The sequence below is a fragment of the Gammaproteobacteria bacterium genome, from assembly GCA_036381015.1.
GTDB lineage: Bacteria > Pseudomonadota > Gammaproteobacteria > Steroidobacterales > Rariloculaceae > ZC4RG20.
Genome location: DASVDR010000011.1, coordinates 128336 through 151256 on the forward strand (window position 1 = coordinate 128336; position 22921 = coordinate 151256).

Genomic DNA, 22921 nt, shown 5'->3' on the forward strand with positions numbered 1-22921 from the left:
AAGATGTCGCATGAAAAAAGCGCCCTATCCTCTTATGTAGAAAGCGCTTTTTCTTACAGCTCCCGCGCCGCCGTTTCAACCCGCGCCGCGTCGCAGCCTCGGGCCTCACCGCGCCTCGCGCCGCTCGAGCTCGTCGATCGAGCGCGGCCAGTCCTGCTTCAGCAGTCGCGACAGCGCGCGATCCGCGAGGAGCTTCCCCTCCGTCTGGCACCGCGGGCAGTAGTTCGTCTCGTTCGCGGCGTAGCGAATGCGCTGGACCACGGTGCCGCACACCGGGCACGGCTGGCCGTAACGCCCGTGCACCTGCATCTCGGGTCGAAACGCCGTGACCTTCGTCGGGAAGCGTCCCGCGTATTGCCGCCGCAGGCGCGCCGTCCACTCGTCGAGCGTCTCGCGGGTCGCCGCGAAAAGCCTCGCGAGCTCCTCGTCCGTGAGCTTCGACGTGAGCCGCACGGGCGACAGCCGCGCGCGGTGCAGGATCTCGTCCGAGTACGCGTTGCCGATGCCGCTCAGGATACGCGGATCGGTCAACGCACGCTTCAAGGTGTGATTCTCGCGCGTCAGCGCGGCGCGAAACGCGTCGAAGTCCGCGTCCTGCACCTCGAGCCCGCCGCGGTCGTGCGCGTCGAGCGCGTCGCGCCCCGCGACGAGGAACATCGCCGCACGCTTCTTCGTCCCGGCTTCGGTGATCACGAGCTCGCCGGACTCGAACGCGATCGCCGCCAGCGTCTGCCGCGTCGGGCGGGCGGCCGGCCGCTCGTGCCATTGCAGCCTGCCGGCGATCATCAGGTGCAGGACGAGATGGTGGCCGTTGTCGAATGCCAGAACGATCCGCTTGCCGAGCCGGAAGCATTCCTCGACGCGCCGACCGACGATCGACTCGATCGGCGGCTCGGCCGTGCGCAGCAGAAACGGGCTCGCGATCCTGACGCGCGTTACGCGCCGGCCCACCACACGCTCGCGAAGCGCGTCGACATAGACCGTGATGTCGGGAAGCTCGGGCATCGAGTCATTGCACGACCTTGTCGATCACCAGCGCAACGCTCTCGCCGTCGCCCGCGCGGTAGCGCCGCTCGCCGTAGAGGTCGCCCGGCTGCTCGAGCGCCTGACCGCTCGGCGACACCCGCGCGACGAGGTTCAGCTCCTCGAAATCGGCAAGCGAGCGCCCGGCCAGCATCGCGTTGCGGTCGCTCAGCACGAACTCGCCCGGAACCGCCGACGCCGGCGCCCGAATCACGGCGACCGGCGGACCGCCTTCCGGCGCGCGCGCGAAAATGAAGAGCGCGGCGTCGGGCCCGAGACCGTCGATGGACACCCCGTCGCCGAGCGCGACGCTGACCTTGATCTCCGGACCGTCGGCAGCGGCGCCCTCCCCGGCGCCCGAGCCTTGCGGCCCGGCCGCCGAGCCGAGCGCTGCAAGCTGCGCGCGGATGACGGGGACGAGCCCTTCGGGCACGATGCCGAGGTCGAGCAGCCGCGTGAGGCGGTCGCGCGCGGCGGCCTCGTCGCCGAGCCCGAGCGCACGCTGGCCGCCGTACCAAAGCGCTCTCGGGTTGTTCGGCTCCTCGGCGAGCACCTCCTCGATCACCTCTCCGGCCTCGCCCGCAAGACGCGACTGGTCCTCGAGCACCTGCGCCTCGGCCAACGACAGCTTCAGCTCGTTGTCGGGCTCGGGCGTGCGCCGCATCGCCTCCTCGAACGCTTCCCGCGCCGCACCGTACTCGCCGAGCGCGACGTAGCTGCGCCCGAGCAGGCGCCAGCCTTCGACCTCTTCGGGATTCTCGCGCATCTCCTCGGCGAGCCGCCTCACGAGCTCGACCTGCCGGGCGCGCTGCTCGAGGACCTCCGGCTGCCACGTGCGGAGATGCACGTAGAGCCCGAACGCGAGCGGAACGGTCAGCAGCGCGAACGCGACGCCCGCCGCGGACCACCGCCCGGTAACGCGGCGCTGCCTCCAGAGCGGCACCAGAATGAACGCGAGCGCAACGGCGCAGAGCGCGCCCGCTCCGATCCAGAAGCCGGTCACGCGATCGAGTCCTCGTCGAGCGGCTGCGCGGAGCGATCCTTCAGAATCCTCGCGAAGACGAGGCCGCCGATCAGCAGCAGCACCACAGGCCCGGCCCAAAGCACCCAAGTCGTCGGCTGCAGCGGCGGACGGTACACGACGAACTCGCCGTATCGCGATACGAGAAAGTCCATGATCTGCTCGTCGGTGTACCCCTCGGCCATCTTCTTATGGACTTCGCGGCGCAGGTCCGCGGCAATCGGTGCAGTCGAGTCCGCAATGCTCGTGTTCAGGCATTTCGGACAGCGGATTTCGTGCAGCAGGGTGCGATAGCGCTCGTTGAGCGCCGGATCGTCGAAGCCGAGCTCGCCCTCGATGCCGAGAACCGGCAACGCGAACAGCGCAACGAGCAACGCCGGGAGCACTCTCCTCACCATGATCACTCTCCGCCGGCCGAGGGGCATGGCGATCCGCCGCACGCCTCGGCAATCTTCGGAACGAAATCGCGGCGCCAGATTTCGGGGGTCAGCGCCGATGTGTGCTTGTGCAGCACCGTGCCGTCAGGCCCGATCAGAAACGTCTCGGGCGCGCCGTAGACGCCCCAGTCCACGGCGACGTCCCCCTGAGGATCGTACGCGGTCGCAACGTAGGGGTTGCCGAGCGTCTCGAGCCATTCGAGCGCCGCGTCGCGATCGTCGTTCCAGTTCAACCCGAAAATCGGCACGCCGCTCGTCCTCGAGAGCTCGACGAGAAACGGGTGCTCCTGCCGGCACGGCGGGCACCACGTGGCCCACACGTTCAGGATCGCGACGCGGCCCGCGAAGTCGCGGCTTCCGACCTGCTTCGTCGGGTCCTGCAGATCCGGAAGGCTGAACTCGGGCGCCGGCCGCCCCACGAGCGGCGACGGAATGTAGCCGGGGTTCAGGGAGAGGCCGCGAAAGAGAAACACGGCCAGCACCGCGAACAGGACGACCGGGATCGCAAAGCGCCACATGCCTCAGCCCCCCTCGGCGGGCTGCGCCCCGGCCGCGACCGCGTGCTCGTGCTCGACACGCGCGGCGGGAACGGAACGGTAACGGCGGTCGCCGACGGCGATCAGGCCGCCGAAGGCCATGACGACCGCGCCGATCCACAAAAAGCTGATCAAAGGCTTTACGCGCACGCGCACGCTCCACGCGCCGTCGCCGAGCGACTGCCCGAGCGCGACGAACACGTCGCGATGCAGCGCCGCATCGATCGCGGCTTCGGTCATCGGGTTCTGCTGCACGCGGTACACGCGCTGCTGCGGGCGGAGCACGGTCACGAGCTCGCCGCGGCGGCGCACCTCGAACTCACCCTCGACCGCCTCGTAGTTCGGGCCTTCGACCTCGCGCAGTCCGCGCAGCGTGAACTCGTAGCCGCCCGCCTCCCACGTGTCTCCGGGCCGCGCGGCGGTGTCGAGCTCGACGTCGAACGACGACGTGACGGTGGCGCCGAGGATGAAGATCCCGACGCCGAGATGCGCGACGCACATGCCGAGCTGCGCGCGCGTGAGCGGCGCGGCCGTCCCCCCGCGGCGCACGAGGCGCGTGACCGGATCGACGAGCGACGACGCGCACACCCAGAGCCCGACGACGATGCCGATCGTCGTCAACACGGAGCCGCCGCCGTAAACCAGCCACGGCACGGCGATCCCGAGCGGCACCGCGACGATCGCCGCCCACTTCAGCTTGCGAGCGATAAGCCGACCCGGGGTCTTTCGCCAGGCCGCGTGCATTCCGAGGCCGAGGAGCGCCGCGAGCGGCAGCATCGGCACGAGGAATATCACATTGAAATACGGCGGACCCACCGAAAGCTGTCCGAGCCCGAGCGCGTCGTGAATCAACGGATAGATCGTGCCGACCAGCACGGCGAACGCCGCGATCGCAAGCAGGAGGTTGTTCGCGAGCAGAAGCGCCTCGCGCGAAAGCAGCGTGAAGCCGCCCCCTCCCGTGAGCGCGCCCGCGCGCATCGCGTAGAGCAGCAGCGCACCGCCGCTGATGACCCCGAGGAGCGTCAGGATGAACAACCCGCGCGCCGGGTCGGACGCAAACGCGTGCACCGAGATCAGCACGCCCGACCGCGTCAGGAACGTGCCGAGGAAGCTCAGCGAAAACGCCGCGATCGCGAGCAGAATGGTCCAGCTCTTGAAAAGCCCTCGCTTCTCCGTGACTGCGAGCGAATGCATCAGTGCGGTGGCCACGAGCCAAGGCATGAAAGACGAGTTCTCCACCGGGTCCCAGAACCACCAGCCGCCCCAGCCGAGCTCGTAGTACGCCCACCAGCTCCCGAGCGCGATGCCGAGCGTCAAGAAGATCCACGGGCCCGAGACCCAGGGCCGGGCCCAGCGTGCCCAGTCGCGGTCGAGCCTCCCGGTCAAGAGTGCCGTGACGGCGAACGCGAACGGCACGGAGAGCCCGACGTAGCCGCTGTAGAGCATCGGCGGATGGAGCACCATCGCCGGATCCTGCAGCAGCGGGTTCAGATCGTTGCCGTCGAGCGGGGGCACGGCGACCCTGTCGAACGGGTTCGACGTGAGCAGCGTGAAGAGCAGCATGCCGGCGCTCACGATACCGAGCACGCCGAGCACGCGGCTCGAGAATTCGAGCGGCTGATCGCGCCCGGCCCACGCCACGGCGAGCGTCCACACGGCGAGGACCGTGATCCAGAACAGCATCGAGCCCTCGTGGCCGCCCCAGACCGCCGCGAACTTGTAGAACGTCGGCAGCGCGGTGTTCGAGTGGAGCGCAACGAAGCGAACGCTGAAGTCGTTCGTCAGGAAGGCGTGCGCGAGCGCCGCGAACGCGACGGCGCAGAACACGAATTGCCCCGCGGCGGCCGGACGCGCGAGCGCCATCCACTGCCGGTTGCCCCGCGCCGCGCCTGCGAGCGGCAGGACGGCCTGCGCGAGGCTCAGGCAGAGCGCGAGGATCAGCGCGAACTGGCCGAACTCGGGGATCATGGCGCCTGGCTCGCGCGGCCCTTCTCGAGCGCCTCGGCGACCTCGGGCGGCATGTAGTTCTCGTCGTGCTTCGCGAGCACCTCCTCGGCCGCGAAGTGACCGGCCGGGTCGAGCCGCCCGCGCGCGACGACGCCCTGCCCTTCCTTGAACAGATCCGGCAGCACGCCCGTGTACCGCACCGGAATCGAATTGGCGTAATCGGTGACGACGAAGCTCACGGTGAGGCTGCCGGGCTCGCGCTCGACGCTCCCGTCGAGCACCATGCCGCCGAGCCGGAAGGTCCGCTCCGTCGGCGCCTCGCCGGTGACGACCTGCGTCGGGCTGAAGAAGTACAGGAGATTCTGCTCGAACGCGCGGAGCGCGAGCGCCGCCGATACCACCACGCCGGCCAGCACGGCCGCGATCAGCCCCATTCGTCGCTGTCTAGGCGTCATTCCACCTGCCTCACCGTGGGGCGCCGACGCGGCGGCTCCTCGCCCGAGCCCCGCGCGACACGCTCGAGCGGCCGGAGCCTCGACCGCCGGGCCGCCCAGATGTTGATCAGAAGAACGAGGAGTGTAATGCCGTAGGCGGACCAGACATAAGCAGCGTAGCCGCCCATCGAGAGGAAATCGATCATCGCCCGGCCTCCGCGGCCAGCCGTTTGAGCCAGCGCGCGTCCCGTTCCCGTTCGACAATCTCGCCTTGCAGGCGGTTCAACACGAGCCAGGCGAAGCACAGCGTGAACCCCACGATCATCACGAGGAGCGGCGCCAGCATGTCCATCGTGATCGAGACCTCGCCGAAGCTCGAAATCGTCGGCCCCTGGTGCAGCGTGCTCCACCATTCCACCGAGTAGTGGATGATCGGCACGTTGACGACCCCGAGAACTGCGAGGATCGCGCTCACGCGGTCGGCCTTCTCGGCGTCCTCGAACGATGCCCGCAGCGCGAGGTAGCCGAGATAGAGAAACAGCAGGATCAGCTCGAACATCAGGCGCGCGTCGCCCCACACCCAGTACGTGCCCCATGTCGGCCGCCCCCAGATGCCGCCGGTGACGAGCGCGAGAAACGTGAACGAGGCGCCGATCGGCGCGACGCTGACGGCGACCGCGTGCGCGAGCTTGATCCGCCAGACGAACCCGATGCCCGCCGCGGCGGCCATGACGACGTAGCCGAGCATGCTGAGGTACGCGCTCGGCACGTGGACGTAGATGATCCTGAAGCTGTCGCCCTGAAGGTAGTCCGGCGGCGCGAGCACGAGGCCGCCGTAAGCGCCCCCCGCGATCACGAGCGCGGCGGCCCACCCGAGCCACGGGCGCAGCCGGTCCGCGAGCCGGTAGACGTGCGGCGGCGAGGCCCAGCGGTGAAACCAGCGCGGGAGGTAAGACATCATTCAAACGCCCGTCGAGCGGCGCAGCCCTCGAAATGCGGCGCGGCTCGGATCACGGCAACGCCCCGCCCGCCGCGGACGAGCGCCGTCTCGCCGCGCCGCGCCGCGCCGCAACGCCGCCGGCAAGCAGCGGAAGCACGTAGCAAGCCGGCACTCCGAGCAGGTAGATCATCGTGCAAAACCAGGTCGCCGTGCCGGCCCACGCGTCCGCGAGTGGGGCCACCACGGCCGTCGTGCTCCAGAACATCGCGAGCGGCATGACCGGGCTCGAGCCGTTGCGTGCGGGCCGGAAGCCAAACGCGAGCCCCGTGACGAAGCTCGACAGCATCAGCGTCCCGCCGAGGTACGCGAGCGTCGCGGGCGGGAGCGCCGCCGGGTCGTCGATCGGAATCAAGAGCGGCTCGAGCCCGAGCGCCGCGCCCGCGACTCGCACGAGGACGTAGACCGCAAACCAGCCGGCGAGCCCGACGGCCAGCAGGCGCAGCGTGAGCCCGCGGGCGAGGCCGAAGCCGCGGGCGAACATCGCGAGCGACACGCCGGCGAGCGCAGCGCAAAACCACGCGAGCCCTCGGGCGCGCGCTTCCTCCACGAGGTCGCCCGCGATCGTCGCGGCGCGCTCGGGAGGCGTGGATAGGGCAAGAATTTCCTCCGCTATGAATGCCCTAAGCATGCTTTCTCGAAAAGATATGAAGACCTTCGAGCAGGTTCCGGTAGGACCGCTGCGCGCGCTCCACGGCATCGACACCGGCCGGGCTGACCGAGTAGTAGCGCTTCGCGCGGCCGCCGCGCTCCGGCGTCGGCTCCCCGAGACGGGACGACACGAGGCCCTTTTGCTCGAGCCGATCCAGCGTGGTGTAGAGCGCGCCCGGTGCCGTGCTCCGGCCCGTTCGCCGGATGATCTCCTCGCGGATCGCTACGCCATAGGCCTCGCTGTCGAGGCGCAGGATCGCGAGCAGCACGATCTGCTCGAATTCTCCGAGGTTCTGGTTCTGCGCCATAAAGACTACATTGTAGAAAAAAATGCGGTTTGTCGCAACCGACCGCCGCTCATTCGAGGCCGACGCGGAGCGCGCCGGCGACCGCCACCGGCCCGGCGGAGACCGCGAGCACGGCGAGCGCGGCGAGCAGATACAGCGGGCCGGCCGTCGCCTCGCCGTGCGCGGCGAGATCCGTCGCGCGCGCGCCGAAGATCAGAAGCGGCGTCGCGAGCGGCAGCACGAGCAGGCCGATGATCGCGCCGCTGTGGCGAATGCCGAGCGTCAGCGCGGCGCCGGCGGCCGAGAGCACGCTCAGCGTCGGCGTCGCGAGCAGCAAGGCCGCGAGCAGCACCGGCAGTGCGCCAACCGGTACGCCGAACGCGAGCGCGACGAGCGGTGCGAGCACGATCAGCGGGACGCCCGTCACGAGCCAGTGCGCGGCGATCTTGGCGATCACCGTGACCCCGAACGGCACCGGCGACAGCAGCAGCTGCTCGAGGCTGCCGTCGTCCGCGTCGTTGCGAAACAGCCCTTCGAGCGCGAGCAGCGACGACAACAGCGCCGCCACCCACAGCACGCCGATGCCGATCGTGCGCTGCTCGACCTCGCCGGGAGCGATCGCGAGCGGGAACAACGCCGCGACGATCACGAAGAAGATCAGCGGGTTCGCAAGCTCGCTCCAGCGGCGGAACGAGAGCTTCAGGTCGCGGACGACGATCGCGCCGAATGCCCCCATCGTCGGCGTCAGAGCTCGATCACGAGCGCGCCCGGCCGAGCGAGCTCGTCCGGGCGATGCGTCGCGACGACCGCGATCCCGTCGGCGGCGACGTGATTCGCAATCCACCCGGCGACGAGCGCGCGACCGGCTGCGTCGAGATGCGTCATCGGCTCGTCGAGAATCCACAGCTTCGCGCCGCCGAGGCGCAGGCAGCCGAGCCCGACTCGGCGGCGCTGCCCGGCGGACAGGAATCGGACGCGCTCGTCGAGCTTCTCGCCCACGCGAAGCTGCGCAGCGATGCGCTCGACGTTGCCGTCCGTCTGCTGCATCCGGCGATGGAACTCGAGGTTCTCGCGCACCGTCAGCTCGCGCTTCAAGCCGTCCGCATGGCCGCGGTACGCGATCGCGGCGCGCTGCTCCGGGGGTAGCGCGCGAAGCGCCGTGCCGTGCCACTCGACGCGGCCGGACGAAGGCGGCGTCAGCCCGGCCAGCACGCGCAGCAGCGTGGTCTTGCCCGCGCCGTTCGGGCCGACGACGAGCCCGATCTGCCCTTCGCCGAGCGCGAAGTCGAGCGACTCGAACAGGCATTGCTCGCCGCGCCACATCGCGAGACCGTCGACGCGGAGGCCCGGGAACGGCGCGCCCGCGTCCTGGCCGTCGGTCATCGGAGTCGGATCGAGCACTGAGCGTTGAATAGATTTATTTAAGAGAGCAGGAACTTACCCGTGCTTTCTGCAGTATCACTACAAGTCGGTCGCCGGCCGCGGCTCGGCGAATCTTGTGGCGCATAACGAGAATCGACCGGCTGCGGCCCGCCGCCCCTTCCGCAGCCGGGTCGCGCGCCGAGGCGCGCATGATAAGAGATATTCGGAACGTCCGGGAGCGAACGCCGATCTGACCGAGCTGCGGAGCCCGAGACGGCACCGGTCGCCTGGTGCCCGGGGCCGGACTCGAACCGGCACGGCCTTGCGGCCAGCGGATTTTAAGTCCGCTGCGTCTACCGTTCCGCCACCCGGGCGTGGCCCCTCGCGCAGAAAACACGACGCGCGCCTCGTATTCGAGGCGGGCGACCCGCGGATTCTACCTGAGCGTGAACGGCTGTTCGGACCGCCGATTGCCTGCGCCCATCGCCGGAGCCTTTACGACCGCCGGGCGAACAGCTCCTCGGGTGGGCACCTTTCGACGATGAACCGGGCGAGCTCCCGTCGCGCGCCGGTGAACGCGGTTTTCACGATCATGCCGCCGGCGTTCTCCCCGGTGTCGAGCGGCAACAGCCGCCGCAGGAGCTCGACCTGATGCTTCAGCTTCGATTTCGGGTCGCGAGCGAACCCGGATGCATCTCGGGCGAGGTACTCATCGAGCTCGCGTGCGGACTCGGGATCCAAGAGCTCAAGGATGGGCTGGACGTTGTGCAGGACGGCGAGCATCGCGTCCATCGCGAGCACGGCATCCGAGCAGTCGCGATCGCTGCCGCCGCTCTCGACGCGCTCGAACGCGATCTCGCAGTGGCTCAATGCGCCGTACAGCACGACGAGCGCGCGGGCACCGGCCTCCGTCGGCGGCCCGGCCTCGCGGCACCGCCGCTCGATCAGGTAAGTCAGCTCGGACCACACGTTCCTCTCCGACTCACGGACGTCCTGCGGACGCAAAGACGGAGCGGCGCGGCCGCCCCGCCGACGTCCTCGAAGCAGGCGCTTGCGCCGTTACTGCGGCGAGATATCGGGCGAGGTTTCGGGCTCAGGAGAAATTTCGGGCTCCGGAGAAAGCTCCGGCTCGGGGGAAATCTCGTCCGTCGCCTCCTGCTCGCTTTCGGCCTCGTCCTCGGCGCTCGGCTCGTCCGCTGTCGCAACGGCCGTGCCCTCGGAAAGGACCTGGTCGATCGCGTAGACCCGCAGATTGCCCATCTGGATGTCCGATTCCACGACGCGCGCGTCGCCGACCATCATCTCGCCTTCCTCGGGCATGCTGATCTCGACCGTGCCGCCGTCGATCGTCTGCGCTTCGGGCAAGTTGCGCGCGAGCTCCTGATCGACGTCGTCCGCGACGATGTGCGCGCGAAGGAGACTGATCAGCTGATCCCGGTTCTCGGGCTGGAGCAGCTCTTCGGTGCCCAGTCCGGACATCTGCTCGAACGCGTCGTTCGTCGGCGCAAACAGCGTGTAGCTCGTGCCCTCCTCCATGAGAGACTCCGCCATGCCCGCCGCCTTCACGGCCTCGACGAACGTGCTGAGATCCTCATGCTCCTGTGCGAGCTGGTCGAGCCCCTCGGTGCCTTCCTCCGCGGAAGCCGTTTGCGTGCTCTCCTGCTCGGCTGCGCCCGGCTGCTGCTCCTCGGCAGCGGACTCCGGGTCCGTCTGCAGCTCGCCGCCTTCTTGCTGCGCGAGCGATGCCGTGGCGCCGAGGCCGAGCAGCGCGGCAGCGGCGATCACTTCTAGGCAATGCCCACGAAGATCGCTTTGGTTCTTCATACGGTTGATCTCCTCCAGTTGCTGGAAAGCCGTGACCCACCACCTTCGGCCCCCGGCGGGGTACCGGAGCCAGTGGGGGCTGCAAGGGATATGCCAGCCAAGGCGGAGTGCGTCGGCATCGGCAACCACCCCTACGGATCGGAGGGCCGGGCCGGAACCGACGAGCGCGCGCGTTGCGCGCGGCGGGGGCCTCGAGTGGATGCGCGCGACCGTTGCCGCTACGTCAGTCCTCGAATTGGAACGTGCACTTGTTGCGGACGCCGCGAACCTCGACGGGCTCGCCATCGAGCACTCGGGGCTTGTACTTGAACCTCGCCGCGGCCTCCACGCAGGCGCTGTCGAAGACGCTGCTCGACGACTCGACGACCTGAACGTTCTTCGTCGCGCCGGTCCGCGAGACCGTATATTCGACGACCACGTAGCCTTCGAGGCCGTTTGCGACCGCGGCCGCGGGGTAGATCGGGGCGATCTTCTCGACCGGCAGATATTCGCCGTCGGGGCCCCCGAAGCCGACGCTGCCAATCTCGATGTCCTCGCTCAGGGTCGGCGTGGAGATCGACACGGCCAAGGCGGTGCGGCCGAAATCCGTTTGGTTGCTCTGCGGCAACACGGGCTGCGGCTGCGGCTCGGGGGGACGCTCCGGCGTCCACTGATCCGCCTCGGCGGACGGCTCGCGCTCGACGCGGACGAAGTCAACGATGCCCACCTCGTACCCCTGGTTCAGCGAGCCGCGACCGCTTTGGATCAGCAGCTGCATGGCGAAGAGGAGGCACAAGGTCACCGCCGCGCCGAGCACGGCGGCGATCGCGTAACGAGGAATCATCGAGAGGCTCCTCGCAGCGTACGTCGACGCTCCTTACTCTTACAGCCGCCCTCCGGACGATGTCAAACGGAGGGCGCCGGACCGACGGCGCACGGAGCCTGAGGCCCCCCACGACAGCGCGAGCAGCAAGCTCGGGAGCATGCCGGAATTTTTTAGATGGACTGATCGCTTGGCCGTCGATAGGCAACTGCAAGTCGGTCGCCCGCGAGTTTACCTCGCGCGGCACAGTTCTTGCTTTGCCACAGTACCATGAGAACAAAAAAACAGTGCCATGAGAACAACAAGACTCGCCTGTGCGATCATCGGCCTCGCCATCTGCTCGCCAGCGTCAGCAACGCTGATCGGATATTCGTTCGCGGGACTGCCCTACGATTGGGACGGCAACCCTGTACCTGAGTTCTCCGGCGGATTCACGCTCGACGCGGCCGTACCGTGGGATATCCGGTACCGGTCCGTCGGTGGCGGATACTCGGTCGCAATCGACTCAAGCTCCCAAGGCCTCTAGGGCACATACGGCGAGTACTCGTTTTGGGGCACTGCTTCGCTCTTCATTCTGGACCAACCGGAGTACTGGAACGGACACGAGACCCACGGCCCAGACTACTGGATCGTGCGCGCCGATGTATCCGGCAATGAGAGAATCCATTTCGGTATATCCAAGGAGATGTAGTCAGGAGGCGCAACCCGGAGCTCGCGCTCTCCGGCAAGGGCCCTACCACGTACGCGTTCCCCGTGCATCCGGGCTGGTCGAAAGCGATCGGTAACGGAGCGACCTCTCCCTCCTCGGGAAGAGGCGCCCACGCCTGTGTGCTGGACGTATTCACTACAATCGGGACCACGTACCCCTTCGGCGTCAGAATCTCAGCTATAGGCGACCACATCGCGCCCAGGACCGACGTGAGCCTGTTATCCGGGGGATCGGAGAGCAGATCCGTCGAGTACCCGCCGGGGACGAAGCCGATCAATCGACCGACGACGATGTCACCAACGGCGACACGAATCGCCGGGCTGAGCTGATCGACAAGAGCTCGCAACGCCTGCACGTCCGCCGCGCTGTCACGTTGACGTCCTCCGCCCTCGCGGGCGTGTTTGCTTCGAAGGCGTTTGGAATCTCGACGTCACCCGCGGCCGGAAGAGCCGCGATCGCCGTCACGACAAGAGCAGAAGCGAGTGCACACGAGCGCTTGCACGAAATCATTTTCACCCTCTCCTCGCTTCGGTCAGTTCGTGTGCAACGTCACGCGGCCGACCAAATCGTTCGGGATCCCGCTCACTGCGGGATCGTTCGGCACCACCCGACGTGCTTGCACTAAGCGCGGAGTCGAAAACGCGATGCAGTCGGCACCGTCGTTCGTGCGGCTCCGTATCTTCCATGCGACAAGCGTCACCTCCTCCGTCGGATCGGCAACGGATGGCGTTCAACGCAACGACGCAGCAGGCGCTCGACAACCTTGCGGCCGCGTTCTTCGCGATCGACTGGCATGGAAGGTTGGTCCACTCGAATCGGGCCGGCGACGACGTGCTGCTGCGCAGCAGGTGGCTAACGTGTGCCGACGGCAAGTTGGCTGCCGGGAAGGACCTGCTCAATGCCCGGGCCTGCGTGGCAGCCATTCGCGGCCTCGTCGCCGGAACCGGCGCAACGTTAATACTCCAGCGTGTCTCCATCGACGCTCAGCGAATCCTCCTCACGACGCCGATCAGTCGTGCCGGATCAGCGTACGTGCCCGTGTCCTCGAATGCCGTTGGTCTGGTCTGGTTGCTCCCTGATCGCCCGGCGCCTACAGCGATCGAGTGCATGGCGCAGTTGTTCGAGTTGACGCCGGCCGAGTCGCGCCTGCTCGCACAGCTTGGGGACGACAAGGACCTCAAGACGGCCGCAGAACTGCTGGGCATCAGCGTGCACACCGCCCGTAACGAATTGAAGGCGATTCTCCGCAAGACGGGCAGACGGAACCAAGGGCAGCTCCTCGCGCTCGTGAACCGCCTAGCGGCGATGGTCGGGAGGCCTGGAGAGGATACTTCGCCCTAGTCCATCAAGTGTCGCGTGCGATGCCGCGTTCGGCGTCCAGTATTTCGCCGAATCAGCGGCCTAGAACAGGCGGGAAATTCGGTCGATTGGAGGCTAGGACCGGAATCGAACCGCGGGCTATAGACCGCTAAAATACGCCATTTATGCCCCAGGCTGCGCGCGTGGTGCCCCCATTTGTGCCCCCATGCCGGTCGGGGGCGCTTAAGGTCCGAACTGCCCCGCCTGTCCGGGGACCGATCAAGCGGACATCAATAGGCGCACGCGCAGTTCTAGCTCCGCTCGCCGGTCGACGCCCGGGTTGAAGTCTCCCTGGATGACGGGCGATGAACCATCCATCGAAATATCGACGACGAACTTAGTGCCGAAGCGCGCTTCGTCGGCTTGCGCCTTCCGTCGGCGCCACTCGACGTGCGCCCCATCGATCACTTCCTCGTTCCACTCACCGAGTCCGTCCTCGCGCATATATTTGGGCATTTCTCGTCCTTCGGTGGATACGATTCTCCGATTTTCCGACGTCGGTTGCGATGGTTTAGGCGCGCTGGCGCGCGTTGGGCTCGAGCGCCCCGAAAGCCGGCTCTCGCTTATCTACTCTTTCTCCTCGTCAACATCGGCGAGGGCGGCGAACGCTTGGGAAAGAGGACCACTATCTTTGCTCCCCTCCTTGTGCACTGCCATAACTTGCCGCAGGCGCTCCAAAAAGTCCGACGGGGTGATGCGGCGTTCGGCTTCCGACTCCTTCTCCTTCGCAGTCACCGGAACATGCAATGCCTCTAGCGCCTCCGAAAGCTTATGGGTAAAACGAATCGACTTTCGCCCAACTCTGTCTCTGAATTCGGCCTTGAGCTGGTCGTTAAGCACGTATTGCCCCATGTGTTCACAACCGAAGTCCGAATCCTTGGAAACGATGTAGAAACGACCGGGCAGCTCGTTGGCACAGTGGATAATCCATTCCCAATTCAGGGCATCGCCGATGGAGTTGTCCTTAGCCTTTCGCGGTGGGTAGCCAAGAACAAATCGTCGCCAAGCGAGTCGCTTGATGCGGTGCCGCACCTGCATGTCACGCGTCAGCACGTGCTGTGACGGATTTTTGAAGATACTGTCGAGCGTCTGGAACACCCGGTCGTTCTGCCCGGGGTTTTGGAGTAACCGAAGTATCCTTTCCTTTAGCTGCTTGTTGCGCTTGGCAGTCTCCGCCTTGATATTCCTAACAGAGGTATTTAGATGGCTGTCAGCAAAAACTGCGGGCAAGGACGCATCTATAGACAAGCTAGCGTCGCTAAGTATCTTCTTAATCTGTTCCTGCCGATTCTTCAAGAACTCCATCTCGACTTGATACGTGCAGATGACGCGATCACGCGCTGCCTCAAGCTTATTGAGAAGAGAAAGGGTCGCTTCCGTCTTCCCTCGATAGAAGTCCAAGAAGATGTTGGTATCGATAAACGCGTATGATTGTACGCGTCGTTTCGCCTTTTTCTTTCCCGCTGCCGTACGCTGTCCTGCCACTGTCCCAGCTCACTCTATGGGCACACGTCTGTGCTCTGCTTCACTCGCCCGCACGAAGGATACGCCGGCACGCGGCCGTTGTTCTGATTCTTCCTGTGCGGGCGTCTCGCAATTCAAGCCGAGCCTTCGGCCGCAGTGCTACGCTTCGGCGCCGATCGCCGTTTAGCGGCCTTTTGCTCAAGCCCGAACATCGCGTTGAGCGTGCGGAATAACTTCGCAGCGTGCTCCTCGACGCCTGGCGGGAGATCATTCGTCGTCTCCCAAGCATCGAACCGCTTAACGACCTCGATCATTACGCGGCCCTTGTCGAGTTCCTTTCGACCGTAGTTCTGCTGGAGAACCTTCTCGACTCGTTTTGTGATCATGTCGCTGCCATCTGCGGGGCCTCGGGCTTGATCGCGAACCTGTACGCGCTGTTCACGCAGTCCAGATAGAACTCGTCGGGGAAGATATCCTCAATCGCCACATCGGTCTTCTGCACGCCAGTAGCGGCATCCAGGAGCGCGATCCGGAACCGTTTCTGTTCCGCCTCAGCTAGCTTATCCAGATAGAGTTCCTTGATCTTTGCCTTCGCTTCCTTACCCGCTTGGTCGGAATCCAAGAGAACCGCCGCGTCCCACTTCTGGCCGATCGCAAATGCTGCGTACATCGGGGTTTTGGATGCGCCACTCGCCGGCCATAAATAGATGCGGTCTGATAGTCCTTCCTTGTTTGATCTATTGAACACGCCCGAGAGCTTATGGAGGATCAAGGCGTCATCGCCACCTTCCACGATGAGCGTGCACCGGTTGCCTAGCAGGCCACCAAGATCACCAGTGAGACCTAGACACGCCTCGATGACCGCCATTGGGGCTCTCTGTGAGCTGACGACGCCGCGCAGCACAGTAGTGTGGTGATCGCGCACCTCTACAATGCGTACCCTCTCCGGAAAACTCGGGTCGACCATAGAAGCTAGATGAGTCGTATAGAGAAGGGTGTTCTCCTTCGCTAGCCGCTCGAAAACCTGCAGCACGTCTCGTTGCCCCGAATAGTGAAGATGGATGCCCGGCTCTTCGAGCAGAAGAACGCAGCCCTTGTATTGCCCGCTGCTCGCATGCGTGAACTTCCATGCAAACGAGACGTGCCAACGGAAGCCGGTCGATCTCCTGCTGAGTCTGACAGGCATTCCAATTCCGGCATCTTCGGCGAAAATATTCAGTGTCGTGGCGTCGATCTCGATATTGAACCGGACATTCTTCTGCCGCCACAGTGTATTGAACTGCTGCGATAGGTATGACGACGCCGCGACCTTGTCGAACGCGCGGATTGTACGGCCTTCCGCAGTGGCGCCTTTCTGCAGAAAATCATCGATGTCCACCTTCGCCAGTTCGAGCACGATAAGAATAGTTTGATCAGCACTTGTGAGATTGTTCCAGCCGTGGTCTTTGAGCCTCTTCGCGAGTTGGTCCAGCTCCGTTGTCGAACCTTCTATCTCGTAATCGTGTATGTAGACGAACTTCGGAAGGTTCTTCGCCACCCACTCTTCAACTTTCGCTTGCTGCAAAGATTCGATTCCCTGAGCCGCCGCGCGCGCTTCGGGTGCTTGTCCATAACGTCGCCATGCAAGAACCTCCGCAACCTTAGGTCGCTTTCTCACTGCTAAAGCTGCTGCCTGAGTTTGCGCCGCTTCCGGCTTTTGCTCTGAGGCGGGCGCCTCTGCTTGGACCGGCTCTTGTGGCGGCGACGGTGGAGCGGCGAATTCCCAAAGCTCCTCAATCTCTTTGCTGTCTAACTCAAAAACGGCTGTGCAGACCAGAGCGTTCGTGTTAGCTGCTTTATCACCCCAGCGGTCTACCGGCCAGTCTTCATCAAGGTTGTACGCAGCCCTCGCATCGAAGGGATTCACCCGATACAGCGCCTCGAACAGATTACTTTTGCCGGCTTCGTTTTGGCCTACGAACGCCGTAATCTTTCCCAGCTCATTGACCCAGCCGGAGTCAATGATGTTTCGGTAGTTCTGGACTCGAAACTTTATGACCCGCACAGTACCCCCTGAATGCGTCAGCCCGCTCGGGCAGAACGCGTTAAACCAAACGCCCCTGCTGTGAATAGCGCCCTAGCACCACGGCGCCTGCGAATCGACGCCAAGTATAGAGGCTGAGCACATATCCTGCTAACGCAACTGTCTTACTTGCCTTTCCTCCGCGCGATGTTGCCATTGGCTAGCCCGAACGACCGCGGCCCGTGCAGGTCGCCCCGCACGGGCCGTGATTCGTCCCCTTCCCTAAGTTCTTAGGCGGTAGCAGCGAAGAACGCCTGCACGATGTACTGGACGCGCTCCTTCGAGAGGCCGCGTTCCTGTGCGTCGACCCTTATGAGCTTAAACAGCCTTTGGAGCCGCTCGTCGTGGTTCTTCGAGCGCTTCCATGCGCGCCGCGCAACGTCGTCAATCACGGCGGCCTCGAGTCGCGAGACACGATACACGCGGCGGGGGAACGATGCTATCTTCCTACGAGCCATGGCAACCTCCTATTCAGGTCTGCTGTGGTTAGGGCTGCCGGCGGTGCAGCAACACCGCCGGCAGTTCGTACTCTACTCGCCGAATCTTGCGCAGTGGGGCCATTTTAACAATAATTACAACAATATCAATCCGTTAGCAATTGCTAATCTTGGAATAGTACCGCGCTTCTCTGCTATTCTCCCTGCGGTTTGTCCGAGAGGGATAGCACAATGAACGAGTTCGTGATCGCAGAGCTAATCGGCGGAAGCTTGCTGCCGGCGATCGTTGCAGTCGCATACTGGCGCGTCGCACGACGGCGGAAGCCAGGCCCTGCATGGACCGCGGCCTTGGTGCTCGCGATGCTGTTTTGGGCGACCAGCGTGCACCTCACGCTGGCCCGCTAGGCGACTCTTCTCACGCTGACGAAGTCAAAGAAGATGCCGAACGATCTCACCCTCTCAGACGACGAGCTTGTCGAGCTGACCGGGAAGAAGCGGCCCTCCGCTCAGGCTCGTGCCCTGCGGATCATGGGCATCGACCACCGCATCCGGCCGGACGGCAAGGTCGTCGTGCTGCGCGCTCAGCTCGAGCAGGCGTTCGGCGTGAAGCGTCGGCCCGAAGAGCAAGTCGTGGAAGCCGAGATCAATTGGGATTGAGATGAGCGAGCAAGATGACAAAGACGCGCGCCGGGAAGAGACAATTGACCTCCTGGTGAAGGCCATGGAGCAGCGCGAGGAGCGCCTGAAATCCATCGGGCTGCCTACCGATCGTGTCCCGGACGAATTCGACGACGAAGCTCTCAGGCGGCTACACGGCACCGCGGAGGCCCTGGAAGACCTCGAAGAAGAGCGGCTGAGCCGCAAGCGGTTTGCGGAACGCTACAAGCCGCGAAAGCGCGTGAGCGACCTGCCCAAAGCTGACGTGCACGACTTGAAGGATCACAAGCCGAAGTGACTACTCGCTAGCTTCATGCCACTGATGCGGTTTTCAGTCTGTTCTGCTCGGTTCCCGCATCTTCCCCCTACGGGACGAAAGCTAAGGTAACCCCCTCGCCAGCGAGCAGCCACGAGTCTGCCGTGTACTGAATCAATCGCGCGCGACCGATCGTGTCTCCGACCGCGTCTATCGTCGCTCTTACGCCGTCGCCGCCGCCAGCGTCGCCCGCGATCCACAAGTTCACGCCCGCTGCGGCGGTGATCGTCGTGGTTCCGCTGCCGGTGCGGACGATATGGATTTCCGCGCCTACCGGAAGCGGCACGTTGGCGTTCGTGTCGATCGTATAGGTTTGGCTGTTAGCGCCGTTTGCATATTTCCCTTGGAACAAATCAGTCAGCGCAAACGTGATGCTGCCGTTGGTCTGTTCGACGCCGCGGTGCAACCTCGTGGCGCCGGTGCCGCCATCGATAACCAAGACGTCGCGCGGTGCGCTTTCGTCCGTCGCCGCTATAAGCTGTACCGCAAAGTCGTGCACTGCAGATGAGTCAACAGCGAGGGTCTTGCGGAACTGTATCCCGCCGAACGTGTAGTCCACGCCGTCGTACGGGTCACCGGCGCCGTTGTCGACCAGATTGCACTTGAACGCGAGGTTTATACCCTCACCCGTACCGAGATCGCGGGTCCCTTCGACCCACACAAGCGAGGCGAAATCGATCGGCGTAGTGGAGCCGCCGCCAGTCGAGCGCCCCTCCGCTCGCAGTTCCCACAGCGGTCCTGTCGCGTCCGGTGCGCTCGCGTCGTACCCGGTGATGACGCCCTGCCCGACGCGCTTGTTGCTGCCGGTCATGATGACACCGTTCGTACCGCTCGCCGAGTGATCGCCCAGAATGAAGTAGTTGTCGAGGTAAATCGGTCCCGCGCTGCTAGAGCAACGGAAAATTTCGGAGGGCCCATCAATCGCCGTCAGTCCGTCGACCAGCAGCGGCCCCGCAAGGCTACTCGTGCACCAGAACGCCGCGGTCCCCGACGGGACGATGTCGGGGAACCCGTAGATCGCGACGTTGCGCATGAGTACGTGGCGCGCGCCGCTGTAGACCCGGATCAGGTTATTGGTGATCGTGTCAAAATCGTCGTAATCGTCCGGTGCGTCCAGGGTGCCGTCAGTGATAATTAGGTTGTTGACGATGACGTTCTCGTACGACCGCAGCCGGAAGCCGTAGACGGCTTCGCCCGCCGTACCGTTCGGCGTCCGGTTCGTGGGTCGGCTTATCATGATGTTGTTCAAGATCAAGTTGCGCGCGTTTGGCGACGCCCCAGTGAACTCGAAGGGGTTGCCCTCCTCGTCGACTGTTTCATCTTCTAAATCTTCGTCGGTCGCCGAATACCACCCGGTGTGGCGAATCTCCACGCCGAACCGATTGTTGACCGCGCGAAAACCGCTGACGTGAACGTTGTACGGGGCCGGCTGGGTGTTGTGCCCCTTGATCTGCAACCCGCAGTCGCCCCCCACCGCCAAGTTATCCGTAAGGAACACGTTGCGCGAGCCGTCATCGATCTCGAAGCAGTTCGAGTTGCCGGGCACGCGCGCGCCCGAGGGGTCCACCGAGTAGCACCCGGTGATCCAGACGTCCGAGCAGAAGTGCGTCGTGATGTTGTCGTCGCCGCAGTTCGAGGCCCGGCAACCTTCGATCCACACGTAACGGCTAGGCTCGTCTTCGTACGACGTCGGCCCAGCGCTTTGCTGCGATGCAGCGACATCGATACCGTGGGAGTGCGCGCTCTTTGCCTCGACCCGGCGAACGACGCAGCGCTCGGTGTAGACGATAGCGAGGGCGCAAGCCGTAGACGAGGTTCCGACTTCGGTGCCACCCGCGACGGCCCACCGGTCTTCGTTCGCGTCGATCGTCAGGTCTTCGATGACGATGCCGGTACGCTGATCGTTGTCGGCGCCGGTCTGCATCACGGTCGTGTTCCGCCCGACGGTGCCGGCCATCTTGATGATCGTGCGCTCCATGCCGTCGCCGTACAAATAGGTGTTCGACGGAATGCGAACCGTCGCCGAAACGATGTACGTGCCGGCCGGGATGTGTAGCCGGGCGCTGCCGGCGGCGTTGTTGAGGGCCGCTTGCAGCTCAGAGGTAACGTCAGTGACCCCGTCGCCGACGCCATCGAAGTGCACGATCTCGGCCGATGACGAGACGACCGACGAGGCAAGCGACACGTTGCCGGACGAGTCGAACGCCAGGAACCTGTTCGCCCGATCGGACGCTAAGCCGAGATCGAAGTCTGGCGCATTGTCCGAGATAGCGCCGAGCGGCGCTCGGCTCACTTTCTCTTCAAGTTGCTGCACGAGGATCGTCAGCCAGTCGAGTCGCTTCTCGATCGTCTTGGGAAACCAAGCGCCGCCGCTAACGAGCACCGTGTCTTGAATCGCCGGCTGCGTCGTGACGATCGTCAGCTTTTCACCAGTCGCGAGCGGGTCGCCCGAGATCGGATAGGTGATGCTGCCACCCGGGTCGTCGTCCTGATCGGCGTTCAGGCTCACGCTGTAGTCGGAGTCGAGCGTCAACTCGGCCTCGACGCCGGTGGCGCTCGTGAGGATGACCTGCAAATGATCCTTCGCGTACACCTTGAAGGAGAACGGGAAGGACGTCGTCGAGTCGTTGCCCGAGAACGGCCCGGCCTTGCGATCTGTGCTTGTGATGCTCATAACAATGCCTCGAGTTGTTTTCGATCACGCACCTCGACGAGCTTGCGCGCGCAGCTTCGGCGCGATCTGCTTCGCGCTGGAGTCGCCTTGCTTCTGAGCCTCGCGGCGCTTCTTGCCCTTGTAGTGCCATGGCGGGCGGGCGTTCCGTGGCTTCCGTCGCGCGCTCACAGCCGGCCCCGCAGCTTCTCGCTCCTCGCCTTCTCGATAGCGAGCTTCACGACGGCCGGGTGATTCACGTACGGGCCGAGCAGCTTCGCGACACGCGGATCGCGGTCGAGCAGCTTGACGGCGTCCGCGGCGAGTGCGGCGCTGTGCTCGCCGAGCGAGTCGAGGTAGGCTTCTGACTCCTCGGCCCACTGCGTTTGTAGCTCCTCGGTCGGCTGCACGTTGAACAAGTCCACTACCTGCTGCGCTTCCGGCGGCGTCAGCCCGTGATCGGAGAAGATCGACGACACTTCTCGATCGACTGCTTCGACGACCTCTGCGTCGGCACCGGGCCAGCGGTCTTGTGTCGTGTTTCTAGCGAACACTTCGCGATACATGCCGTGCGCGTCGAAGAAGTTGCCCTTCCGTAGCTCTGCAATCTCCGGCGGCACGTCGACCTTAACGGTCGACGCCTGCTCCGCGGGCTGCTCGCCTTCGACGATCATGTCGCTGTTCTTGAAGAACCGCGGCGCGGGTTCGCCGACCGGCTGCGGCGGCTTCGGTGTCGCGTCGCCTTGCTCGGGCGTCTCTACGTGATTCGAGTTCGGGTAGAACGCGCTCATTGATCCACCTCGGACTTCGCCGGCACGATGTTGCCCTGGCCGTCGCGCCCGACCGGTTTCACCTTGGCACGTCGCTCGGCCCGCTCGCGACCCTTGGCGACGTCGGCCTTCAACGACTTCGCGGCGGCTTCCGACTCGGCGTGCTCGTGTTCCCGGCGTGCGGCCTCTACTTCCTTCATCGGAGCAAACCAGGGCGTCCGCTCGTCGGGCACCGCGTCGAAGAACTTCGAGACGTTCGATAGCAGTCGCTCGTTGTCGGCCTGTATCGCTTCGGCGATCGGACGCGCCTTCGAAGAATCGACGAAAGGGTCGACGGAAACACGATCGTGCATTCGCGGACCGGTGCGGCCGAGGCCGGTACGATAAAGGGACGCCAGCAGCGACTCTTCGGTCGCTCGTGCTTCGACGGTCGGCAAGTGCGACACTCTGCGCCCCGTGGCACGCGAAAGCCCTACGACGGCGCCGCGAATGTCCTGCGCCAAGAGGTCATAAGCCGCCAATGGAGCAGCAAGCGCATCGAATGCGCTGGCGATCTGCTGCACGACTTCGACACGCTTCGCGAGCAGCTCGTTGAGCTGATCGACGAGCTGCTGCACGTGCTTCGCGTGCTCCGCGTCGCTGCGTTGCACGTCCTGCTCGCGCTGCTTTGCCCGCACAAGTTCGAGCGCCTCGCGTTGAGTCTCCATCTTCGCGCGCTCGGCGCGTAGAGCCTCGAGCTGCTTGAGAGCCCGGTCGTCGCTGGGATCGGCTGCGACCGCAGCGACCGCCGCGTGTGTGTCCGCTTCGTTCGCGCGCATCGCGGCCATGATGCCGGCGAGACGATCGTCGATAGTTGCCGGCTTGCGCGGCTGCTTCGTTGCCATGTTTGCTCCACTCGAGAATTTCTCAGTGCAGCAAACAGGTTTGCACGAGAAGCGGCGCCGGCCAATCGGCTATGTTCCGTCACGCGCCACGTTGCGATGCGCCACGTGCGCGCCCGCTAACCCAGCCGCGGAGCGTCCTTCTCGACACGCCAAACTCGCGCGCGACGCGTGCGACAGGGACGCCACGCGCGACCAGTTCAACGGCGCTCGTGACAACGGCGTCCGATGCTCGGGCACGTGGATGCTGCTCGCCGCGCGAGTAGAACGACGGGCGTCGACGAGCGGGCACCGG

At 65.0% G+C, this 22921-nt stretch carries 27 protein-coding genes and 1 tRNA gene; 4 read left to right on the plus strand and 24 right to left on the minus strand.

Annotated elements, in window-relative coordinates; genetic code table 11:
- Positions 1 to 105 precede the first annotated feature (105 nt).
- The 16 genes from VF329_04975 to VF329_05050 all read right to left on the minus strand — a co-directional run bounded on the left by VF329_04975 (position 106) and on the right by VF329_05050 (position 11342).
- Positions 106 to 1005: a DNA-formamidopyrimidine glycosylase family protein gene (locus VF329_04975; GenBank protein HEX7080345.1), complete on the minus strand. Its 900-nt coding sequence runs from the start codon at positions 1003 to 1005 to the stop codon at positions 106 to 108.
- A 4-nt stretch (positions 1006 to 1009) separates the two neighbouring features.
- Positions 1010 to 2026 carry a tetratricopeptide repeat protein gene (locus tag VF329_04980; GenBank protein HEX7080346.1) on the minus strand — a complete coding sequence of 339 codons (1017 nt, stop codon included), beginning with the start codon at positions 2024 to 2026 and terminating at the stop codon, positions 1010 to 1012.
- Positions 2023 to 2442, minus strand: coding sequence for a cytochrome c-type biogenesis protein (locus VF329_04985; protein ID HEX7080347.1), 420 nt, complete (start codon positions 2440 to 2442; stop codon positions 2023 to 2025). Before VF329_04985 ends, VF329_04980 begins: the two co-directional genes overlap by 4 nt.
- A 2-nt stretch (positions 2443 to 2444) precedes the next feature.
- The gene (locus VF329_04990) at positions 2445 to 2999 is read right to left on the minus strand and encodes a DsbE family thiol:disulfide interchange protein (protein ID HEX7080348.1); all 555 of its coding nucleotides are present in this window, start codon (positions 2997 to 2999) and stop codon (positions 2445 to 2447) included.
- Between the two features lie 3 nt (positions 3000 to 3002).
- Positions 3003 to 4985: a heme lyase CcmF/NrfE family subunit gene (locus VF329_04995; GenBank protein HEX7080349.1), complete on the minus strand. Its 1983-nt coding sequence runs from the start codon at positions 4983 to 4985 to the stop codon at positions 3003 to 3005.
- The gene (gene ccmE / locus VF329_05000) at positions 4982 to 5419 is read right to left on the minus strand and encodes a cytochrome c maturation protein CcmE (GenBank protein ID HEX7080350.1); all 438 of its coding nucleotides are present in this window, start codon (positions 5417 to 5419) and stop codon (positions 4982 to 4984) included. The genes VF329_04995 and ccmE overlap by 4 nt, the downstream gene beginning before the upstream one ends.
- Positions 5416 to 5604, minus strand: a complete 189-nt coding sequence (gene ccmD / locus VF329_05005; protein HEX7080351.1) for a heme exporter protein CcmD — start codon at positions 5602 to 5604, stop codon at positions 5416 to 5418. The genes ccmE and ccmD overlap by 4 nt, the downstream gene beginning before the upstream one ends.
- The gene (locus VF329_05010; protein HEX7080352.1) at positions 5601 to 6359 is read right to left on the minus strand and encodes a heme ABC transporter permease; all 759 of its coding nucleotides are present in this window, start codon (positions 6357 to 6359) and stop codon (positions 5601 to 5603) included. Before VF329_05010 ends, ccmD begins: the two co-directional genes overlap by 4 nt.
- Before the next feature lie 49 nt (positions 6360 to 6408).
- A complete protein-coding gene (locus VF329_05015; protein HEX7080353.1) occupies positions 6409 to 7026 on the minus strand; it encodes a hypothetical protein in 618 nt (205 codons plus the stop codon).
- Positions 7019 to 7354, minus strand: a complete 336-nt coding sequence (locus VF329_05020; protein ID HEX7080354.1) for a helix-turn-helix transcriptional regulator — start codon at positions 7352 to 7354, stop codon at positions 7019 to 7021. Before VF329_05020 ends, VF329_05015 begins: the two co-directional genes overlap by 8 nt.
- A 49-nt stretch (positions 7355 to 7403) precedes the next feature.
- Entirely contained in the window at positions 7404 to 8069 is a 666-nt protein-coding gene (ccmB, locus tag VF329_05025; GenBank protein HEX7080355.1) for a heme exporter protein CcmB, read from the minus strand.
- 8 nt (positions 8070 to 8077) lie between these two features.
- Positions 8078 to 8716, minus strand: a complete 639-nt coding sequence (ccmA, locus tag VF329_05030; protein ID HEX7080356.1) for a heme ABC exporter ATP-binding protein CcmA — start codon at positions 8714 to 8716, stop codon at positions 8078 to 8080.
- Between the two features lie 267 nt (positions 8717 to 8983).
- Positions 8984 to 9069 (minus strand) — tRNA-Leu (locus VF329_05035).
- Positions 9070 to 9190: 121 nt separating this feature from the next.
- Complete coding sequence (locus VF329_05040; protein ID HEX7080357.1) at positions 9191 to 9664, minus strand: hypothetical protein; 474 nt, start codon at positions 9662 to 9664, stop codon at positions 9191 to 9193.
- Between the two features lie 90 nt (positions 9665 to 9754).
- Positions 9755 to 10519: a fasciclin domain-containing protein gene (locus VF329_05045; protein ID HEX7080358.1), complete on the minus strand. Its 765-nt coding sequence runs from the start codon at positions 10517 to 10519 to the stop codon at positions 9755 to 9757.
- 223 nt (positions 10520 to 10742) lie between these two features.
- On the minus strand, positions 10743 to 11342 hold the full coding sequence (locus VF329_05050) for an energy transducer TonB (GenBank protein HEX7080359.1): 600 nt from the start codon (positions 11340 to 11342) through the stop codon (positions 10743 to 10745).
- A gap of 1411 nt (positions 11343 to 12753) precedes the next feature.
- Here VF329_05050 and VF329_05055 point away from each other — a divergent pair.
- On the plus strand, positions 12754 to 13371 hold the full coding sequence (locus VF329_05055) for a helix-turn-helix transcriptional regulator (protein ID HEX7080360.1): 618 nt from the start codon (positions 12754 to 12756) through the stop codon (positions 13369 to 13371).
- 237 nt (positions 13372 to 13608) lie between these two features.
- Here VF329_05055 and VF329_05060 read toward each other — a convergent pair whose 3' ends face one another.
- The 5 genes from VF329_05060 to VF329_05080 all read right to left on the minus strand — a co-directional run bounded on the left by VF329_05060 (position 13609) and on the right by VF329_05080 (position 17373).
- Positions 13609 to 13833: a hypothetical protein gene (locus VF329_05060; GenBank protein HEX7080361.1), complete on the minus strand. Its 225-nt coding sequence runs from the start codon at positions 13831 to 13833 to the stop codon at positions 13609 to 13611.
- A gap of 123 nt (positions 13834 to 13956) precedes the next feature.
- A complete protein-coding gene (locus VF329_05065; GenBank protein HEX7080362.1) occupies positions 13957 to 14874 on the minus strand; it encodes a PIN domain-containing protein in 918 nt (305 codons plus the stop codon).
- Positions 14875 to 14987: 113 nt separating this feature from the next.
- Positions 14988 to 15239, minus strand: a complete 252-nt coding sequence (locus tag VF329_05070) for a hypothetical protein (GenBank protein HEX7080363.1) — start codon at positions 15237 to 15239, stop codon at positions 14988 to 14990.
- A complete protein-coding gene (locus tag VF329_05075; protein ID HEX7080364.1) occupies positions 15236 to 16897 on the minus strand; it encodes a hypothetical protein in 1662 nt (553 codons plus the stop codon). The genes VF329_05070 and VF329_05075 overlap by 4 nt, the downstream gene beginning before the upstream one ends.
- Positions 16898 to 17145: 248 nt before the next feature.
- Positions 17146 to 17373, minus strand: coding sequence for a hypothetical protein (locus VF329_05080; GenBank protein ID HEX7080365.1), 228 nt, complete (start codon positions 17371 to 17373; stop codon positions 17146 to 17148).
- Positions 17374 to 17583: 210 nt separating this feature from the next.
- Between VF329_05080 and VF329_05085 the strand changes: the two genes are divergently transcribed.
- Genes VF329_05085 through VF329_05095 form a run of 3 tightly spaced genes read left to right on the plus strand, consistent with a single transcriptional unit; the run spans position 17584 to position 18307 of the window.
- Entirely contained in the window at positions 17584 to 17757 is a 174-nt protein-coding gene (locus VF329_05085; GenBank protein HEX7080366.1) for a hypothetical protein, read from the plus strand.
- Positions 17758 to 17790: 33 nt separating this feature from the next.
- Positions 17791 to 18009: a DUF4224 domain-containing protein gene (locus VF329_05090; GenBank protein ID HEX7080367.1), complete on the plus strand. Its 219-nt coding sequence runs from the start codon at positions 17791 to 17793 to the stop codon at positions 18007 to 18009.
- Between the two features lies 1 nt (position 18010).
- Positions 18011 to 18307 (plus strand): hypothetical protein, encoded by a 297-nt coding sequence (locus tag VF329_05095; GenBank protein ID HEX7080368.1) that lies wholly within the window; start codon positions 18011 to 18013, stop codon positions 18305 to 18307.
- Positions 18308 to 18374: 67 nt separating this feature from the next.
- Here VF329_05095 and VF329_05100 read toward each other — a convergent pair whose 3' ends face one another.
- The 3 genes from VF329_05100 to VF329_05110 all read right to left on the minus strand — a co-directional run bounded on the left by VF329_05100 (position 18375) and on the right by VF329_05110 (position 22629).
- Positions 18375 to 20999 carry a glycosyl hydrolase family 28-related protein gene (locus tag VF329_05100; GenBank protein ID HEX7080369.1) on the minus strand — a complete coding sequence of 875 codons (2625 nt, stop codon included), beginning with the start codon at positions 20997 to 20999 and terminating at the stop codon, positions 18375 to 18377.
- Between the two features lie 164 nt (positions 21000 to 21163).
- Positions 21164 to 21766, minus strand: a complete 603-nt coding sequence (locus VF329_05105) for a hypothetical protein (protein HEX7080370.1) — start codon at positions 21764 to 21766, stop codon at positions 21164 to 21166.
- Complete coding sequence (locus VF329_05110; GenBank protein ID HEX7080371.1) at positions 21763 to 22629, minus strand: hypothetical protein; 867 nt, start codon at positions 22627 to 22629, stop codon at positions 21763 to 21765. The genes VF329_05105 and VF329_05110 overlap by 4 nt, the downstream gene beginning before the upstream one ends.
- Positions 22630 to 22921 lie beyond the last annotated feature (292 nt).

What these genes read in the sequence shown, in the direction of transcription:
- VF329_05095 (HEX7080368.1), top strand. Translation starts at nt 18,011, where the DNA reads ATGAGCGAGCAAGATGACAAAGACGCGCGCCGGGAAGAGACAATTGAC.
- VF329_04990 (HEX7080348.1), bottom strand. Translation starts at nt 2,999, where the DNA reads ATGTGGCGCTTTGCGATCCCGGTCGTCCTGTTCGCGGTGCTGGCCGTG.
- VF329_05055 (HEX7080360.1), top strand. Translation starts at nt 12,754, where the DNA reads ATGGCGTTCAACGCAACGACGCAGCAGGCGCTCGACAACCTTGCGGCC.
- ccmD (HEX7080351.1), bottom strand. Translation starts at nt 5,604, where the DNA reads ATGATCGATTTCCTCTCGATGGGCGGCTACGCTGCTTATGTCTGGTCC.
- VF329_05050 (HEX7080359.1), bottom strand. Translation starts at nt 11,342, where the DNA reads ATGATTCCTCGTTACGCGATCGCCGCCGTGCTCGGCGCGGCGGTGACC.
- VF329_05045 (HEX7080358.1), bottom strand. Translation starts at nt 10,519, where the DNA reads ATGAAGAACCAAAGCGATCTTCGTGGGCATTGCCTAGAAGTGATCGCC.
- VF329_04995 (HEX7080349.1), bottom strand. Translation starts at nt 4,985, where the DNA reads ATGATCCCCGAGTTCGGCCAGTTCGCGCTGATCCTCGCGCTCTGCCTG.
- VF329_05010 (HEX7080352.1), bottom strand. Translation starts at nt 6,359, where the DNA reads ATGATGTCTTACCTCCCGCGCTGGTTTCACCGCTGGGCCTCGCCGCCG.
- ccmB (HEX7080355.1), bottom strand. Translation starts at nt 8,069, where the DNA reads ATGGGGGCATTCGGCGCGATCGTCGTCCGCGACCTGAAGCTCTCGTTC.
- VF329_05020 (HEX7080354.1), bottom strand. Translation starts at nt 7,354, where the DNA reads ATGGCGCAGAACCAGAACCTCGGAGAATTCGAGCAGATCGTGCTGCTC.
- VF329_05070 (HEX7080363.1), bottom strand. Translation starts at nt 15,239, where the DNA reads ATGATCACAAAACGAGTCGAGAAGGTTCTCCAGCAGAACTACGGTCGA.
- VF329_04975 (HEX7080345.1), bottom strand. Translation starts at nt 1,005, where the DNA reads ATGCCCGAGCTTCCCGACATCACGGTCTATGTCGACGCGCTTCGCGAG.
- VF329_05100 (HEX7080369.1), bottom strand. Translation starts at nt 20,999, where the DNA reads ATGAGCATCACAAGCACAGATCGCAAGGCCGGGCCGTTCTCGGGCAAC.
- VF329_05090 (HEX7080367.1), top strand. Translation starts at nt 17,791, where the DNA reads ATGCCGAACGATCTCACCCTCTCAGACGACGAGCTTGTCGAGCTGACC.
- VF329_05015 (HEX7080353.1), bottom strand. Translation starts at nt 7,026, where the DNA reads ATGCTTAGGGCATTCATAGCGGAGGAAATTCTTGCCCTATCCACGCCT.
- VF329_05080 (HEX7080365.1), bottom strand. Translation starts at nt 17,373, where the DNA reads ATGGCTCGTAGGAAGATAGCATCGTTCCCCCGCCGCGTGTATCGTGTC.
- VF329_05060 (HEX7080361.1), bottom strand. Translation starts at nt 13,833, where the DNA reads ATGCGCGAGGACGGACTCGGTGAGTGGAACGAGGAAGTGATCGATGGG.
- VF329_05110 (HEX7080371.1), bottom strand. Translation starts at nt 22,629, where the DNA reads ATGGCAACGAAGCAGCCGCGCAAGCCGGCAACTATCGACGATCGTCTC.
- ccmE (HEX7080350.1), bottom strand. Translation starts at nt 5,419, where the DNA reads ATGACGCCTAGACAGCGACGAATGGGGCTGATCGCGGCCGTGCTGGCC.
- VF329_04985 (HEX7080347.1), bottom strand. Translation starts at nt 2,442, where the DNA reads ATGGTGAGGAGAGTGCTCCCGGCGTTGCTCGTTGCGCTGTTCGCGTTG.
- VF329_05085 (HEX7080366.1), top strand. Translation starts at nt 17,584, where the DNA reads ATGAACGAGTTCGTGATCGCAGAGCTAATCGGCGGAAGCTTGCTGCCG.
- VF329_05105 (HEX7080370.1), bottom strand. Translation starts at nt 21,766, where the DNA reads ATGAGCGCGTTCTACCCGAACTCGAATCACGTAGAGACGCCCGAGCAA.
- ccmA (HEX7080356.1), bottom strand. Translation starts at nt 8,716, where the DNA reads ATGACCGACGGCCAGGACGCGGGCGCGCCGTTCCCGGGCCTCCGCGTC.